Raw genomic sequence first — 16,072 nt, forward strand, 5'->3', positions numbered from 1 at the left:
TAATGGCAACTATGTTAAGGGATATGTTCTCCCGCAAAAGCAGCTTTGCAAAACAAAGTATATCGTATTCAAAGCTTGACCATGTGCAACGCACACTGATCATAGTCATACGACTGTTTTTGTTTGCAGCTTTTGTAGTTATGCTTGCAACCGGTGCTCCAGGAAAAGCATTTTTAGTTGCAATCTTATTGGTCGCCACCTACGTACCACACTTTTTATTTGAGCGCGGCTACAAAGTCGCACTACCGGTTGAGTTCCATTTTGTAGCAATCATCTTTTTATTTAGTTGTATTTACGCCGGTACGATTTCACATTTATACGCATTTTGGCCCTGGTGGGATGACGCTATGCACGGAGTGTCGGGTATAGTTTTTGGTTTCTTAGGGTTTATGGTTTTATACACCCTGCACGAGCAAAAAAAGATTAAAATGTCGCTTAAACTTTTGGCACTTTTTGCATTTTGCTTTGGCGTTGCCAGTGGTGCAATTTGGGAGATCGCCGAATATTTTAGTGATACTTTTTTGGGAACAAACGCCCAACACGCCAACCAAGATACAATGGACGATATAGTTCTAGATGCACTTGGTGCGTTAGTAGTTTCTATCGCAGGCTACCGATATCTGAAGAATGGTAAAGGCTATTTACATCGTCTGCTTAGCAATTTCAAGTATCACAATCCACAGCTCTTTGGTTCGACGGGCGCCCCCGAGGAAACTGAAGCCAAGTGATTTTTAGCGTAAAGCAATTAGGCAGTGGCGATAAGTTAGTATTATTTTATATTGGTTGGCGCGGCGAACTAAAAACCTACAATTATCCTATAAAAAAACTGGTGAACGCCGGGTTTAAAGTTATTGCTTACGAGTATGAGAGTGGTGTTTTGACGCCTAATATAGAAGCCACGCTAAAAAATGCCAAAGCGATTTTAGATGATAGCTTAAGAAAGATCGAAGAGAACAAGAGTGCCACTCAAATTGCGACTTTCGGAACAAGTTATGGAACTTTGATCGCGAGTTTAGTGGCCAAAAAATCGCCAAAAGTAAGTAAGGTAATTTTAAACTTAGCCGGCGACTGGTTGGGCGACACAGTTTGGAGCTGGGATCGAACCAACAAAGATTTTAAAGACGAGCTAATCAAAGATGGGGTTAGTAAGATTCAGCTGCATTCAGCCTGGGCGACAATAAGCTCTGCATATCAATCTGAAAAATTAAAAGACAAAGATGTTTTATTGTATGTGGCCAAAAACGATCATGTAATTCCGTATGACCGCGGAATAGCTTTAGCGCGCGATTTAAAAAAAGGTGGTGCAAATGTGATTCTAAAAACAAATCGGTTTGGTCACATGGTTAGCATAATTGTAAACTTAGCACGGTCAAAAACTTATTTGGATTTTTTGCAAAAATAAGGTTATATAAAAGCTATGGCAAAAATCGACCACGCAATTGTAGATATTTTAATTATTAAAGACGACAAGTTTTTGCTTGTTCAAGAAAGCAAACCAGGGCGAGAAGGCTTATATAACATCCCCGGCGGTCATGTAGACGCGCACGAAACCCTTTTTGAAGCAGCGGTTCGCGAAGCTAAAGAAGAAACAGGATATGATGTTGAGCTAACTGGCGTAATTGGAATTTATCAGAGTATTTTGCCGGAGTTAAATGTTAGTGGGCCAGTTTTTACAGCCAAAATTATTGGCGGCGAAGCGACAAGCTCAGCCGAACATCCAGATGTTAAATGGGTAAGCGCAGATGAACTTTATAGAATGGCAAAAGAAGGTGAGTTGTTTACTAAATATCCACCATTTGCAGTCAACCACTACTTAACGCGTGGGGCTTTTGGGTTGGAGATAATTGCGAGTTACGATTACACAAAATAAAAAATCCCAACTTTCGCTAGGGACTTTTTACATGGTGGGCGAGGTGGGAATCGAACCCACACTCTTTAAGGGAACTGGATTTTGAGTCCAGCGCGTCTACCAATTCCGCCACTCGCCCTAGGACTAGACTATTATAACAGATCCAATATGTTAACTCCAGTGCCACCCCAAAAGCCTTTTGTTAAACGCCCAAAAAATTATATACTAACCTCAAGTGGGTTTAATTTGCAATGAATAATCAAGATAAAAATTTAGCTCCAGCAACGGGCGGCCACCCGGCTAGCAACGGCAATGACCTTAATCATACGCAAGCCGCCGATGTTGCAAGGCAGCAAATTAGTCAAATTTATAACCAGCACGGCGAACCAAATCAGACTACTGAGCAAAAACCTAATCCTTACGCTCAGACTCACACCGAAAACTTTGACTGGACCAAGTACCACTCTGCTTGGCAAGAATACTATCAGGAATACTACAGACGATACTATGCGCAGCAGCAACAACAACCGCTAGCAAATCAGCCAATTGTAGGCGGGGTAGAGCCCAAGCTGAGTCGAACTCAATCACTTAAAGCTGATATTAAAAATAAGGTTAAAGAGCGCGCGCAAAACTTTAAAAAAAGCCACCATTTTTGGCCAATTATCACCGCCGTTGCCGTTGGCTTTATATTTTTACTAATTCAATTTAACGGATTACTTTTTGCACAAGTCAGAGCTTACGTCAGTCCTGGCGAGCTTGAAGGACAAAGTGTAGTAGTGACAAATCCGGCTGCGAGTTTTGAGGTTGGGCCAGAGCCACGACTGATAATCCCCAAAATTAATGTTGACGTTCCGGTCGTTTATGGCGTGGACTCACTCGAGGAAAATGCGGTGCAAGATGCGCTGCAAGAGGGGGTAGTGCACTACAATTTACCGGGCGCTAACTCGGTGCCAGGACAACGAGGCAACGGAAGCTATCTAGGGCACTCCAGTAACGATGTTTTTGCCGGCGGAGACTTTAAGTTTGCGCTTCTTTTGGCTGATAACCTGATGCCGGGCGACACCTTTTTTATGCACTACCAAGGCGTTCGCTACACATATAAAGTGACCGAGAAGAAAATTATCAACCCAGATGAGATTTCGGCTTTACAAATTGGTTACGACAAACCGATGGCTACGCTGATAACCTGCACTCCTCCTGGCACAGCATTAAAACGACTACTAATTTATGGTGAGCAAATTAGCCCTGATCCAGCAACAGCCGTGCAACCTGCACAAACATCGCAACCAACCAATCAGACAGAAGTCATCCCGGGTAACTCGCCGACACTGTTCGAACAGCTATTTGGATGGCTGTTCTAGCTTCAAACATACAACCGCAAACTAGGTTATTCAACAATCATCCGCGATGACTGTAAGGTGTTATTCTTAAAGCTAAACAGCGACCTTCCATTTGGGCTAAGACTAGCGATCAGGCCTCCGCTAGCGTCTGTAATTTCGCTGGCGTTCTGACCATCAAATTCCATCATTACAAGTTTGTCGTTGGCCTGAGCCCAAAAATGGAAGCTATCGAGCCATTTAGGATGGTTGGCTACGTTGCCTTCTATTGACGCCTGGGAAGTGTGCGCAAGTTCAAGGTCGTGGTTGATCCAGGAGCTAGCGTTACCAGCCGCTAACATTCGACCGTTGTCGCTAAATTTCATCCAAGCTATATCGCCATTGTACGTGATCTCGACTGGAGTAACTTTAGCTGACTCAGTCGGATCCTGCAAAATCTCGACCTTACCATTATTAGATGCGATTGCTAAATACTGATGTCTGTAATATTCCGTAAAATCAATCAAAACTTTTTCATCCAAGCCGAAGGTTTTAACAATAGTTTCTTGACCATTGTAGATGCCAACAACCTGCTGCTTTGTTTGAGGATCACCGGCGACTTTTTCGCGCTCTGCTACGTATGCGATATGATCACCGCCATAAAGAACGAAACTTTTAGTCCCTACAACTAAGGCAGCTGACGCGTTGCCAGCTGGAATATCTAATCGCCGCAAAACATCAGATGTCTGCGCGTACAATATATTTGCATTATTGCCCGAAAAATGTACTTCGCCAATGTTAAGCCTGAACAAATTACCAATATTTACAGTTTCGGCTGCATTAGATCGATCAATTCGTAAAACCTCATTAACATCGCCATTTGTATGACGGACCAAAATGTAGCGTGAATCAAGCGACCACTCAATAATCTGAAACTGGCCAAAATTACCATCTTTTTTAGTTAAGCTTGTCTCAGGGATTGTCAGCTCTGTTAAAACTGGGTCTTTCTCGCTTGAAACGTCTGCCAAAGTAAAGGTGGGAGAGTTTTGCTGCTGCTGAATTAAAATCCAGCGACGATCAGGTGACGCCAGGCCATCTATTACACTAGGAAACTCGCGTACAGTTGTAGTTTTTACAGTGTTCGGCACAAATCTAGCGTAATCCAGCCACAAAAGCTGACCAGGCTGCAGGCTGACTTGACGATTCCAGTGGCGATAACCATCTAACTGCATACTAATATTGTGACTACCTGGACTCAAATAGGCGCGACTCGGGGTGTTTTCTTGGCGTGCATCATCTGCAAAAACCATTGCCCCAGTTGGGGTAGTACGAAACTGCGCCACGCCACCTTGTTCAAAACTAAAATCTTTATTAAACCGATAACCCATAGCATATAAAACTGCCAAGAAACTTAAAATAATTGTTGCCAGCGCCATCACCCCGTATGTAAAGAAGCGGAGAGCAAGCTGGACTTTTTTTGAAGAGAAATCTATTTTAATCATCTACTAAAGTTATATCACAGATTAGAAGCGTAAGGTACTTGCATCGTAAGCATAATGAATTTAGTATAATATGTAGAACATTCGCAAATAAGCGAGTGGAGGGTAATTTTAGGGGCATGTCTAAAACAACAATTTCAATAAATGGGCGACTGTACGATGCCGTAACCGGAATGCCGGTTGCTGACGCAATTAATCAACCTAAACCTGAGCATCGCGCGCCAACCCATCATCAATCTCATCAAAGTAGTCAAACTCACCAACCTAAATCTTTTAGCGATTTTGGAGTGCGGCAAGCAGCGCACACACATGTTGCACGCACTAGTACCGAAAAGCCAGCCGCTAGCGTACACCAACGGCCTTTAAAGTCACAAACTCTGCACCGCCAAGCTATCAAAAAGCCTGAGGTAGCACATACAGTTGAACATATCGCACAAACTACTCACCGAAGTCCACAAATTAGTAAGTTTGCCAGCCCTAAGATTGAACCAGTTCAGCAAATGCATGTTGAACCACCAGTTGAGCCGCCAAAAATGCCAGCGCCAGACCATCTAATTCCACCTCAAACTACACCTTTCCATCCAGCGCTCGCTCGCCAAGCCGCAAGCACGGCAAGCAGTTACCGTAGTAGTAAAGAACTTAAAGAACATCTTATTCGTGAACGTTTAGCCGAGGTTAGTACCCATAAAACAAAAGCTAAAAAACAAAGTTTATTTGCCCGAAAACCCAAGCTTGCCAGTATCTTGGCAAGCACCTTGTCGCTGCTAATTTTGGGTGGCTATTTTACGTACATAAATTTGTCTAATATTTCTATGCAAGTAGCGTCTACGCGCGCAGGTGTAAGTGCGGAGTTCCCAAATTACAAGCCAAGCGGCTATGACATTAGCGGTCCAATCACATATGCACCAGGCGAAGTAAGCATTAATTATAAATCCAATGTAGGAGATGCTGGTTTTACGCTGACACAAAAAGCCGCCAACTGGGATAGTCAGGCGGTGCTCGACAACTACGTTCGAAAGCAAAGCAACACTTACTTAACTTTCCAAGATCATGGAATAACAGTTTACACGTTCAACAACAAGGCTGCATGGTCAAACGGTGGAATGCTCTACACGATCGACGGCAATGCCAATTTGAGCTCCGAACAGGTTTTGCGGCTAGCTACTAGTATTTAGCGTAGATTGATTTTTGGTTAGATAATAAGCTCTCTTGTTGGGAGCTTATTATAATTTTAAAAGTTATATGCGATTAAAACGTTCGACGACTCGATCTTTGCCCATAACCAACATCATCTCGTGTAGGTTTGGGCTACGATTACGACCCGTCAAAGCTACTCGCAGTACCATCGCGACCTCGGCGACTGAACCTTTGAACTTATCTGGATTCTGCCTAAACTCTCTTGTATCTGGGGTGAATCCGTTTTTAGATCCAACAGTTTTTAACTTCTCGAACCAAGTCTGCTGATCATCGGCTGGATCATAACTCGCCAAAAAATCAGCAATCAAAGCTTTTGCGTCGGCCGGAGCAACGCCTCCAAAGTCAAACTCGGTAACCTGAGCAAAAATATCGTCAAAAAAGAACCCGTAAGCATCGCGAAAATCAGACATCTTTCCAATATCTTTGCGTTTAGCATTATCGCGCTCAATCGACAAAACTTTAGCAGAGTATTCTGGGTCGGCAAGCAGCGCAACCTCGAGCTCTTGGTCATATTTTTGCGACCATTTTACAACCAAATCAAAAACTTGCTTGGCAGTTAAGCTAGCCAAATAATTACGACTGATGTCTTCGAGTTTTTCCATACTCAAAAGAGCGCCAGAGTTTTTTTGCATTTTATCCAACTTAAATTCAAACTCTTTGTAAGCTAAGTTTGGGTTAGCACGGCGCCAATCTTCAAAATTGGAGTTAGCCAAATTCAACAAATACTCAAGTACAGCAACAACTGGGTAGCCCTCTTGTTCAAAAAAGGCGACATTTGCTTCTGGATCTTTCCGTTTGCTGAGCTTGCGGCGAGAGTTGCCATCCATCTTCTGAATCGGCGCACCGTGCGCATAAACAAACGGCTTATGTCCAAGGGCCTCGGTAAGCTGCATGTGCAAGGTTGTAGAGGGAAACCATTCATCCGTTCGCAAAATTGTTGTAGTTCCCATCAAAAAGTCATCTACGGCATGCGCCAAATGATAAGTTGGTAAGCCGATTCTTTTTAGCACCACAATATCATTGTCATTTTCAGGAAGCTCTTTGCGCCCCTTAATTAGATCGTGGACTACGCGCCTTTTATTAACGTCGCCAGTTGACCTAAAGCGAATTACAAATTGCTTGCCCGCATCAAGCGCCTTAACAACTTCAGACTCAGGTTTGTCGCGCCAAACCGCCCATTCGCCGTAGTAGCCAGGGCGAATCTTTTGCGCCATTTGGTTTTTGGCATTAGCTTCAAGTTCCTCAGGGGTTGCAAAACAAGGGTAGGCTAAGCCGCGCTCAAGCAACTTGCGAACGTAAGTCTTGTAAATATCGGCTCGCTTTGTTTGAGAATATGGACCATAACCGCCAAGTTCACCGCCGATAATCGGGCCTTCGTCGTACGCCAAATCAAAGTTTTCGAGCATTTCTATGATGAGCTCACGCGCACCTTCAACCTCGCGCTTAGTGTCGGTATCCTCAATACGTAGATAATAAATTCCGCCAGTCTGAGCCGCCAAACGCTTGCAAATGAACGCCATATATAGCGTACCGATGTGCATAAAACCAGTTGGGCTCGGTGCAACGCGCACAACCTCAGCTCCTGCCGGTAAATTGCGAGGTGGGTAGGTGGCTTCAATCTCCTCGATGGTTCTTTCACCCGTAGGCAGAATTCTATCTAAAGTTTCGGTGCTTAAAATAACTTGTGACATATTAAGACAATAGTACAACAGATGTAGCCAAACTGAAAGTAGATGATCATTCACAATCTGTTACAATAAAATCAATGAAAACCAAAAGCAATTTGTGGGCAAATTTCAAAAACTGGGTAGAATCACACAAAAAACCAGCAATAGCTCTAAGTGTGGGGCTTTTTGTTTTAAGTTTGGCAATTATCGGCGGCTGCGCATTTTTACTTTTAAAGCCCGGTGAAGTTGTTGCAATGACCGAGCAACCTAAAATCGAGGCGCCTGTTTATCCTGAGATTTTTAGATCGCCTTTAACCGGCGGCAAAGTGGCAACAGAAGAATTAACTAAGCGGCAAGTCACTGCTATTATGATCGAAAACAGTCCTGATGCGCGACCTCAATCAGGGTTGCGCGATTCTGGTGTGGTTTTTGAAGCCATTGCAGAAGGTGGAATTACACGTTTTTTGGCCTTATACCAAGAACAGCGCCCCAGTTTAATCGGCCCTGTGCGCAGCGTACGCCCATACTACGTCGATTGGCTCGCAAGTTTTGACGCCGCTGTGGCTCATATTGGCGGTAGCGCAAACGCATTAAAAGAAGTTCGTAACGGGCAGTACAAAGACATAGATCAGTTTTTTAACGCCCAAGCTTATTGGCGTGCGACAGATAGATATGCCCCACATAACGTTTACACTGATTTTGATCACCTAGATGAACTCAACCAATCTAAAGGATTTACCAGCAGTAGCTTCACCGCTTGGCCACGCAAAATAGATAGCCCTCCTCCAGCGCCAAAAGTTACAAAAATCGACGTTGACGTTTCGTCGCCAACATTCGATGTTCATTATGATTATGATCCGGCCAGCAATACGTACTTGCGTTCATTTGGAACTGGCGAGCCACACGAAGACCGGGAAGCTGGGCGCATTGCACCAAAAGTTGTTGTTGTCATGAAAGTTCCGTCCAGCATTGCATTCGAGGATGGGTACCGCGAACAAATGGCAACGGTTGGGACTGGTCAAGCTTACTTTTTTCAAGATGGCCAGATAATTGAAGGTTTCTGGAACAAGCCCAACCAAAAAGCACCTATTAGTTTTTACGACAAACTAGGTCAGTCAATCGTTTTTAATGAAGGCCAAATTTGGATAACTGTAACCGACCCAGATAAAGATGTAACATGGCAGTAAAAATCCACGACTACTTTAAAAAATTCAGGCAAAAAGCGATTTTAATCGTAACTGTTTTGCAATTAAGCCTGGCTTTTTTAGCTGCATTTGCGCTAAGCAACATCACCCACGCTGACTTCGGCATGACATTTATGGTTTTAGCGGTGATAAATTTGCTCGCTACGCCTTTGGTCGTAACTGTTTTAAGCCAACCTTTTGGCAAACTAAGCAAAGCTGTGGCACACGTTAGTCAAGACCCTGTAATTACAGAGCCGCCCAAGCTAACAAAAGCAGATGAACAAACGGGATTAAAAGCTTTAGTTCAGACTGTTTACGAACTGGCCGTGGCGTCACCAAAAAAACATGATGAGCAACAAAATGAAACTGCGGTTTTTAAAGAAATTTTAGACGTTTTACCATGCGGTGTAATCGCGCTTGGTAGCGACGGAACCGTTATATACGCCAATCAACTCGCCCCTGTTAGTAAAACTCCAGAAGGCAAATTAACAATAGATCTGCATTTTGAGCAAAACGACACTTTAGCAGACTGGGTGTCAACTGCTCAAGCAAATAAAGTTCGCGATTCGCGACTGTGGTTGCGCGTGGCCGACAAATTGCCAGGTGAGCCCGAACAACGAATTTTCGACGTAGCAACTTATTACCAAAAAGGAGACCCGACTGGACTTGAGGCGATAATTGTGACCTTTGACCGCACAAACGTATACAAAAACGATCAAGAAGACATGGATTTTATTGCTCTGGCCGCCCACGAATTGCGCGGACCAATTACGGTAATTCGCGGCTATCTTGACGTTTTTTCGCAGGAACTTGGCGACAGGCTCGATGCTGAGCAAAAACTCTTACTTGAACGACTAGAAGTTTCGGCCGAAAGATTATCGGGCAACGTGAATAATATTCTGAACGTGTCACGCTTTGACCGAAAGCAGCTTGCGTTTAGCCCGCAGGAAGAAAAATTAAGCGAAATCATCGCAGGATTAACCCCCGACTTGAACTTGCGTGCCCGGACCCAGCGGAAATTGCTCAAGTTCCAAATCCCTGCAAATCTACCAACGATCGCAGCCGATCGCGGCAGCCTAGGCGAGGTAATAACAAACTTGGTAGACAACGCTATAAAGTACAGCCCAGAAGGTGGCGAGGTTTTGATCAGCGCCGCACAAAAAGACAGCGAAGTTGAGTTCACAGTTCAAGATCATGGTATAGGCATTCCGGCTGCAATTGTTGGTAATTTGTTCAGCCGCTTTTACAGATCACACCGAAGTAGCCAAGCGATAGGAGGTACTGGTCTTGGCTTGTACATTTGCAAGGCTATAGTCGAAATGCATGGTGGCAAAATCTGGGTACGATCAGTCGAGGGCCAGGGTAGCACTTTTGGGGTACTTTTACCAACATATGCCAGCGTTGCGGACAAATTAAAAACAGGCCATAATGCAGATATAACACAGCGCCCAGAAGGTTGGATTAAAAACCACGCGATGATCCGGAGGTAGAATGGATACAACAATAAAAACAATTTTATGCATCGAAGACGACCCCTTTATTGGTGACATGTACGCACGCAGCCTACGTAAAAGTGGATACGACGTAAAACTCGTTACTAGCGGTCAACTGGGTGTAGACGAGGCGTTAAAAAACACTTACGACTTAATTTTGCTAGACATCTTACTGCCCGAAAAGCAGGGGACCGAAGTGTTAAAAGTTTTGCGCGGAGACACAGACAAGGTGCCCAATTCGCGCATTTTGGTTCTAACAAACTTTAGCCAGGACAAAGAATCCAGACTTGCCATGGAGAGCAAAGCCGACGGCTACCTAATTAAAGCCGACATTACTCCGCGAAAGCTAATCGAAATAATTAAAAGCATGACAAGAGTAGTGTAATAGGAGCAAGATCACATGGCGCATATGGAATCGTACGATCAAGAAAAAATGCGACACGATAATATTTTAACGCCTGACTACCTTCAAGACTACTCGGGTACCCCAAAAACCGAAACCGAGCGACCAGCCGGCGGGCGAAACTTGCTTTACCTAATTTTAAGCGAGCAGAGTGCTGACAAAGTTTTAGGCTGGTGGGACGAACGCAAAACTCGTAAAGCCGGGCGGCATGCGATTAACAACGCAGCTACCGAGGTTATACCACGCATTGTTGACGAATCGGTTGATCCAACCAAAGAAGTCTTTAGAATTCCGCAAACCGGGGAAATCGACGATGCAAAAAAATCACAAGCCAACCGCGCACTCGGTACAACCACACAAGAAATGCCAATCAACACTAGATACCCGTCAGACGCAGAAGAAGGTGGCAAACATCGACTGAACGAAGAGCGGCAAACCGTGACCTTTCCTAAGATTGACGACGACACGACCCAACCACTGCCGCGGATAAGGACCAACAATAGCGATACCTTGCGTAAGATGTAACCCGGTTTAAGCCTGGACAACCGACCCCTAAAAATGATAAAATCAACCTGTTTTACGCGGCCTCATCGTCTAACGGTTAGGACACAAGGTTCTCATCCTTGCAATCGGGGTTCGATTCCCCGTGAGGTCACCATTTAGACACAAATAAAGAAGCTCCAGAATCTGTTCCTGGAGCTATTTTTAACTCATCCGGTAATCAGATCGCGCTTGTGACAAGGGCGGCAATTACTAAGAAGCTTTGTCCTCTGTAAGCTTTTGATGTAGCGATTTCAAGACGCGTAGAGTCGCTTCGATGTCTGCAGTCGGTAGGTCACCGAAGCCCTGTATTTCGGATGTCTCAATAAGTTTTTTCGATGCCGCAAGCAACCTTTTGCCTTCACCCGTGAGTGCTAACGCGTTTTGTCTACGCGATTCCCTTGACACCTCTACGGCTATCCAGCCTTTTTTACTAGCGATCTCAATGTGGCGGCTTACTGCGCTTTTGTTAATGCCAAGATGTTCGGCAATTACCTGTTGCGATGGAAGTTTGCCGTCGCCCTGCTCAAAGAGACGGAGCAAGCTGAACTGCTGCAAACTAATGCCAATATTTTTCTTAAAAAGTTGGTCGCCCTTTTTGTCGATAAGATTAACAACTTGGTGTATGTAATAACCGAGCTGACTATATGCGTCTGATTCTTTTGTCATGCTGAAATTATAACACACACATTGTTTACTTTTCAACTGTACAAATGTGAACAATCGTGGTATACTCCCTCATATGTCAATAAATCACAAGGAAAATATGCAAAATAATTCATCCCAGATCACCGTACGTTCAGGTAAGGCCAAAAATGGCAAGGTGACGCTTGCCTATGAAGTTTTTGGCGACTCAGGCGAACCGCTGTTGTTAATTATGGGTATCGGCATGCAAATGCTTATGTGGCATGACGACTTCTGTAAGGAGTTAGTCTCGCGCGGCTTTCAAGTAGTACGCATGGATAACCGAGACGTTGGTTTTTCAACACACCTAACAGAACTCGGCGAGCCAAAACTTTTTGATATGATCTGGAGACCAAAGAAAGCGGCAAGCTACTCGCTAGAAGATATGGCCACGGATGCAGTGGCAGTACTCGACCAGCTCGGCTGGCGATCGGCGCATATTGTCGGCGGGTCGCTAGGCGGTATGATCGCTCAGCAGATCGCAATTAGCTACCCCAACCGAGTTCGCTCACTTACTAGCATTATGTCGTCGCCGTCCGCTAAGATTGGCCGAGCTAAAATACGTTTTAGTATTAAAATAGGCGGCCTATTTGCGCAACCGTTACACAATGAAACCGAAGCCGCCGACCGCCAAGTTGCCGTCTTCAAGTTGCTTGGTACTCCTGAAAAAAACTATCCTCTGGATGAAGCTTGGCTTCGGCGAGTTGGTGCCGAAAGCTACCGCAGGGCATACGACCCAGCCGGCAAGTTACGACAGCAATCGGCCATGCTTGCGGCGCCAGATCGAACAAAAGCCTTACGCAATCTTCGAATACCTGCACTCGTTATACACGGCGACGTTGACCCAATGATACGTCTGAGGGGTGGCATCGCCACAGCCAAAGCGATACCCGACGCAAAGCTCGTAGTATTAAAAGGTGTTGGACATGGAGCATTTCCACGCCAAGTTTGGGAGCAGATGATCGAAAATATTTGCGCTGTTGCGAAAAAAGACTAATCACCAGATCAAATCGAGCATCGCACGCCCAGCTTATATTTGATATAGTCTAGACAGATGCAAAAAAATAAATACTTAATAAGCTTAAAGCACGTAACCAAAAAATACGGTCAAGATTCGAATGTCGTTACGGCACTTAGCGACGTTAATTTAGATTTTTTAACAGGCAGCTTTACGGCAATAATGGGTCCGTCGGGCTCCGGCAAAAGCACAATGCTTCAGTGTGCTGCGGGGCTAGATCAACCAACGAGCGGCTCAATTTTATTTGACAATACAGAACTGACGAGCTTAAACGAGCACCAGCTAACTCTTTTGCGACGCGATCAAGTTGGATTTATCTTCCAGTCTTTTAACTTATTGCCCTCGCTTTCTGCCCAACAAAACGTCGCGCTTCCGCTGCGCTTGGCTGGTATTAAGCCTTCCCGGCTGGAGACATTGCAAGCATTGCAAAATGTCGGCCTAGCTGAGCGATCTGACCACAAACCCGGTGAACTATCGGGCGGCCAGCAGCAAAGAGTTGCAATTGCGCGCGCCTTAATTGCTAAGCCAAAGGTGATTTTTGCCGATGAGCCCACAGGCGCCCTAGACATTGCCAGTGGTCGCGACGTTTTGCAGTTACTAAAACATATCGCACAAAACGGCCAGACAATCATTATGGTTACACACGACCCCAATGCCGCATCTTATGCAGATAAAGTAATTTTTTTAGCCGATGGCAAACTTGCTGGCGAGCTTAAAAACCCCAAAGCTCATGAAGTAGCAAAACATTTGGCCGAGCTGGAGATTAAATAATGCTCGCCATCGCTCGCCAAACCTTACGCGGACGCGTAGGTTCGTTCGCAGGGATGTGTGTGATTTTGAGTCTGAGTATTGCACTTTTGATCGTAGTTTTTTTAGCCTTAGCGACAACCTTCAATAAATCGCCTTCGCAGCCACAAAGATTCGCCAATGCAGCCACGGTTATCTACCCTAATCCAACATTAAAAATTTTGGCAAACGGCCAAGAATATTCCATTACGCCAGATAAGTTATTCTTGCCGGATGCGGTCGTAAAAAAGCTTGAATCTGACGGGAGCATAGAGCTAGACCGAACTTTCGCCGCGCAACTTAAAGGCTCAACTAACCAGATAGGGCATGGATGGGCGTCAGCTGAATTTGGACCTTATAAACTTGTAGCCGGCGAGGCTCCCGACGAGTTGCGTGAGATCGTCGTGCAAGATAACCTTGCAAAAGTTGGCGACACTTTAGAGGTGTTAACAGAAGTAGGGCCGGAGCTCTACACAGTTAGCGGCTTGGTCAACAAAGTAGACTTCGAATCGCCGATATTCTTTAGCGACAATCAAGCGCAAAAAATATCGCCACAAGTCAGTGCAATAGTTTCTGATGCGGGCGTATCGCATTTGCAACAAATAGTAGGCCAAGATGCCAGAGTTTTAACAGGCGCAGACAAAAGTTTGGCAGATCTTAGTTCTGAGCAAGGCAAAAAACAAATTTTATCAGTTCAGATTTTGTTGGGAATTTCTGGCGGTTTCGCAATTTTTCTGGCACTCTGTAGTATAGCCTCGACTTTCGCCTTTACTGGAATAAGTCGCCAGCAGGAGTTCGCGACCTTACGAGCACTCGGTGCCACGCCACAACAAGTTCGCACAATGGTTATTTTTGAAACGTTCTTGCTAGGGGTAGTGTGCGCGGTAGCAGGCACAGTTGTAGGAATTTTGGTCGCGCCAGTTTTTTCAAACTGGCTAGTAGTTAGCAATATCACTCCAAGCTGGTTCTCAATAAATATTAATATTTTGCCAATTATTGCCGCGGTTGTATTAGGTGTCTGCATAGCAATTGCCGGGGCTTATAGGTCATCACGCCAAGCCGGATCAACATCGCCCATAGCAGCCTTGCAAGATGCATCTACAAATTCAAAACCAATTAGCAAATCAAGGATAATTTGGGCTTGGGTGATTTTAGTTTGCACAGTAGCGGCATTAGCTTGGGTGGCGGTTTTACAACCTCATATAGCTGCAATTCCACAAATTTACCTAGGGCTTCTTATGATGCCAGTTTTGGTGATTATTTTATTCGCGCCCTTGCTCGCTCGCCCCATCGTTAAAATTATCACTCTGCCAATAAAAAATAGCCAAAACGCGTTAGCTACGTTAGCATGCGAAAATTCATTGACATCAATTAGGCGTACGGTTTCGCTCGCAATCCCTGTAGTTTTATTGATGGGACTTTTTATTTGTTTTCAAAGTGCGACAAATACTATTATAGCCGCGCAAACAGATCGCAATGCGAGCGATATAAAATCACAGTACATAATTACTGCAAACAGCTCAGCCGGATTTTCTGACAATGCGATTTTACAAATGCAATCTTTGCCCAGCGTTACGGTGGCACCGGTAGCTTCTACTACTATTTACTCCTTAACCGAGGATGGATTAGAGGAACTTGACGCCAAGGCAATCGACCCAAGCCAAATCGAGCAAAACTTGAACATTTCGATTTCATCTGGGTCTCTAGCCGACTTAAGTAAAAGTACCGTAATCGTTACGCCCGATCTCGAAAAAAACGTTGGCGACCAAGTGGATATTTGGCTTGATAACGGCGACAAACTAACACTTACAGTTGCAGCAATTGCACAGAAGCATTTCGCAGGTGGACCAGAGGCATTTTTGGATTTATCTAATATCGCTGATAAAAATCCTCGGCAGTTACTAGTGAATGCGAACTCAATCGAACAGATTCAAAGCTTGGCCGAACAAAATGGAGGCCAAATGCTAGCGAAGCAGCAGTGGGCACAGCAACAAAAAAACCAAAACTTGCAAGCCGGGCAAACAGGGCTCATTTTAACTCTTTCGATAATTGGAATTTACGGAGCAATCGTTTTGTTTAACTCGTCTTTAATGGCGAGCACAGAACGTGCAAAATACGTAAAAAGCCTAAGATTACTCGGGGCGACCAATGCCCAAATTTACAAAACCATATCGCTTGAAGCTGTAGTTGCAGTAGTAATCGGCGTTGTAATGGCTGCACTGGCAGTTTTTATTGGACTCACAGGCCAGTATTTTGCCCTTAGTCAGTTAAGCAATGCGGTGGTTGTAGTGAACTGGCAAACCATTTTGGGCATGGCGACAGCCTGTTTAGCTTTGGCTGTCACAGGTTCACTCGCACCAATATTTTACATAATTCGCAAACGACTTTTTTAAAAGCACATATAAAGATATGCGTCATGTTACATAATTACAAGAA

General features: G+C 44.7%; 15 protein-coding genes and 2 tRNA genes. 13 read left to right on the forward strand and 4 right to left on the reverse strand.

Features of this window, described 5'->3' with window-relative positions; all coding sequences use genetic code 11:
- The first annotated feature begins 2 nt into the window (after nt 1-2).
- Genes VLA77_04355 through VLA77_04365 form a run of 3 tightly spaced genes read left to right on the forward strand, consistent with a single transcriptional unit; the run spans nt 3 to nt 1,870 of the window.
- Nucleotides 3-728, forward strand: a complete 726-nt coding sequence (locus tag VLA77_04355; GenBank protein HSE29788.1) for a hypothetical protein — start codon at nt 3-5, stop codon at nt 726-728.
- The gene (locus VLA77_04360; GenBank protein ID HSE29789.1) at nt 725-1,402 is read left to right on the forward strand and encodes a prolyl oligopeptidase family serine peptidase; all 678 of its coding nucleotides are present in this window, start codon (nt 725-727) and stop codon (nt 1,400-1,402) included. The genes VLA77_04355 and VLA77_04360 overlap by 4 nt, the downstream gene beginning before the upstream one ends.
- Nucleotides 1,403-1,417: 15 nt before the next feature.
- Complete coding sequence (locus tag VLA77_04365) at nt 1,418-1,870, forward strand: NUDIX domain-containing protein (protein ID HSE29790.1); 453 nt, start codon at nt 1,418-1,420, stop codon at nt 1,868-1,870.
- A gap of 32 nt (nt 1,871-1,902) precedes the next feature.
- Here VLA77_04365 and VLA77_04370 read toward each other — a convergent pair.
- Nucleotides 1,903-1,988: transfer RNA gene (locus VLA77_04370), tRNA-Leu, on the reverse strand.
- Nucleotides 1,989-2,100: 112 nt separating this feature from the next.
- Here VLA77_04370 and VLA77_04375 point away from each other — a divergent pair.
- A complete protein-coding gene (locus tag VLA77_04375; protein ID HSE29791.1) occupies nt 2,101-3,210 on the forward strand; it encodes a sortase in 1,110 nt (369 codons plus the stop codon).
- Between the two features lie 26 nt (nt 3,211-3,236).
- Here the strand turns inward: VLA77_04375 and VLA77_04380 are convergent, their stop codons facing one another.
- Entirely contained in the window at nt 3,237-4,667 is a 1,431-nt protein-coding gene (locus VLA77_04380; protein ID HSE29792.1) for a PEGA domain-containing protein, read from the reverse strand.
- Nucleotides 4,668-4,783: 116 nt separating this feature from the next.
- Here VLA77_04380 and VLA77_04385 point away from each other — a divergent pair, with 116 nt between their 5' ends.
- Complete coding sequence (locus VLA77_04385; protein HSE29793.1) at nt 4,784-5,839, forward strand: hypothetical protein; 1,056 nt, start codon at nt 4,784-4,786, stop codon at nt 5,837-5,839.
- Between the two features lie 63 nt (nt 5,840-5,902).
- Here VLA77_04385 and VLA77_04390 read toward each other — a convergent pair whose 3' ends face one another.
- Nucleotides 5,903-7,552, reverse strand: a complete 1,650-nt coding sequence (locus VLA77_04390) for a glutamate--tRNA ligase family protein (protein ID HSE29794.1) — start codon at nt 7,550-7,552, stop codon at nt 5,903-5,905.
- Between the two features lie 74 nt (nt 7,553-7,626).
- On the opposite strand from VLA77_04390, the gene VLA77_04395 reads away from it, so the two are divergent.
- From VLA77_04395 to VLA77_04415, 5 genes are all read left to right on the forward strand, one after another.
- On the forward strand, nt 7,627-8,715 hold the full coding sequence (locus VLA77_04395; protein ID HSE29795.1) for a DUF3048 domain-containing protein: 1,089 nt from the start codon (nt 7,627-7,629) through the stop codon (nt 8,713-8,715).
- Complete coding sequence (locus VLA77_04400) at nt 8,706-10,202, forward strand: HAMP domain-containing sensor histidine kinase (GenBank protein HSE29796.1); 1,497 nt, start codon at nt 8,706-8,708, stop codon at nt 10,200-10,202. The genes VLA77_04395 and VLA77_04400 overlap by 10 nt, the downstream gene beginning before the upstream one ends.
- Before the next feature lies 1 nt (nt 10,203).
- Complete coding sequence (locus VLA77_04405) at nt 10,204-10,590, forward strand: response regulator (protein HSE29797.1); 387 nt, start codon at nt 10,204-10,206, stop codon at nt 10,588-10,590.
- Between the two features lie 24 nt (nt 10,591-10,614).
- A complete protein-coding gene (locus VLA77_04410) occupies nt 10,615-11,133 on the forward strand; it encodes a hypothetical protein (protein ID HSE29798.1) in 519 nt (172 codons plus the stop codon).
- A gap of 58 nt (nt 11,134-11,191) precedes the next feature.
- A tRNA-Glu gene (locus VLA77_04415) sits at nt 11,192-11,266 on the forward strand.
- A 95-nt stretch (nt 11,267-11,361) separates the two neighbouring features.
- On the opposite strand, the gene VLA77_04420 is transcribed toward VLA77_04415, so the two are convergent.
- Entirely contained in the window at nt 11,362-11,817 is a 456-nt protein-coding gene (locus VLA77_04420) for a MarR family winged helix-turn-helix transcriptional regulator (protein ID HSE29799.1), read from the reverse strand.
- Between the two features lie 73 nt (nt 11,818-11,890).
- Here VLA77_04420 and VLA77_04425 point away from each other — a divergent pair, with 73 nt between their 5' ends.
- The 3 genes from VLA77_04425 to VLA77_04435 are packed head-to-tail and all read left to right on the forward strand — an operon-like array spanning nt 11,891 to nt 16,029.
- A complete protein-coding gene (locus VLA77_04425; GenBank protein HSE29800.1) occupies nt 11,891-12,829 on the forward strand; it encodes an alpha/beta hydrolase in 939 nt (312 codons plus the stop codon).
- Between the two features lie 57 nt (nt 12,830-12,886).
- Nucleotides 12,887-13,621 carry an ABC transporter ATP-binding protein gene (locus VLA77_04430; protein HSE29801.1) on the forward strand — a complete coding sequence of 245 codons (735 nt, stop codon included), beginning with the start codon at nt 12,887-12,889 and terminating at the stop codon, nt 13,619-13,621.
- Complete coding sequence (locus tag VLA77_04435; protein ID HSE29802.1) at nt 13,621-16,029, forward strand: ABC transporter permease; 2,409 nt, start codon at nt 13,621-13,623, stop codon at nt 16,027-16,029. The genes VLA77_04430 and VLA77_04435 overlap by 1 nt, the downstream gene beginning before the upstream one ends.
- Nucleotides 16,030-16,072 lie beyond the last annotated feature (43 nt).

Source organism: Candidatus Saccharimonadales bacterium, from assembly GCA_035457485.1.
GTDB lineage: Bacteria > Patescibacteriota > Saccharimonadia > Saccharimonadales > EFPC-124 > DATIBO01.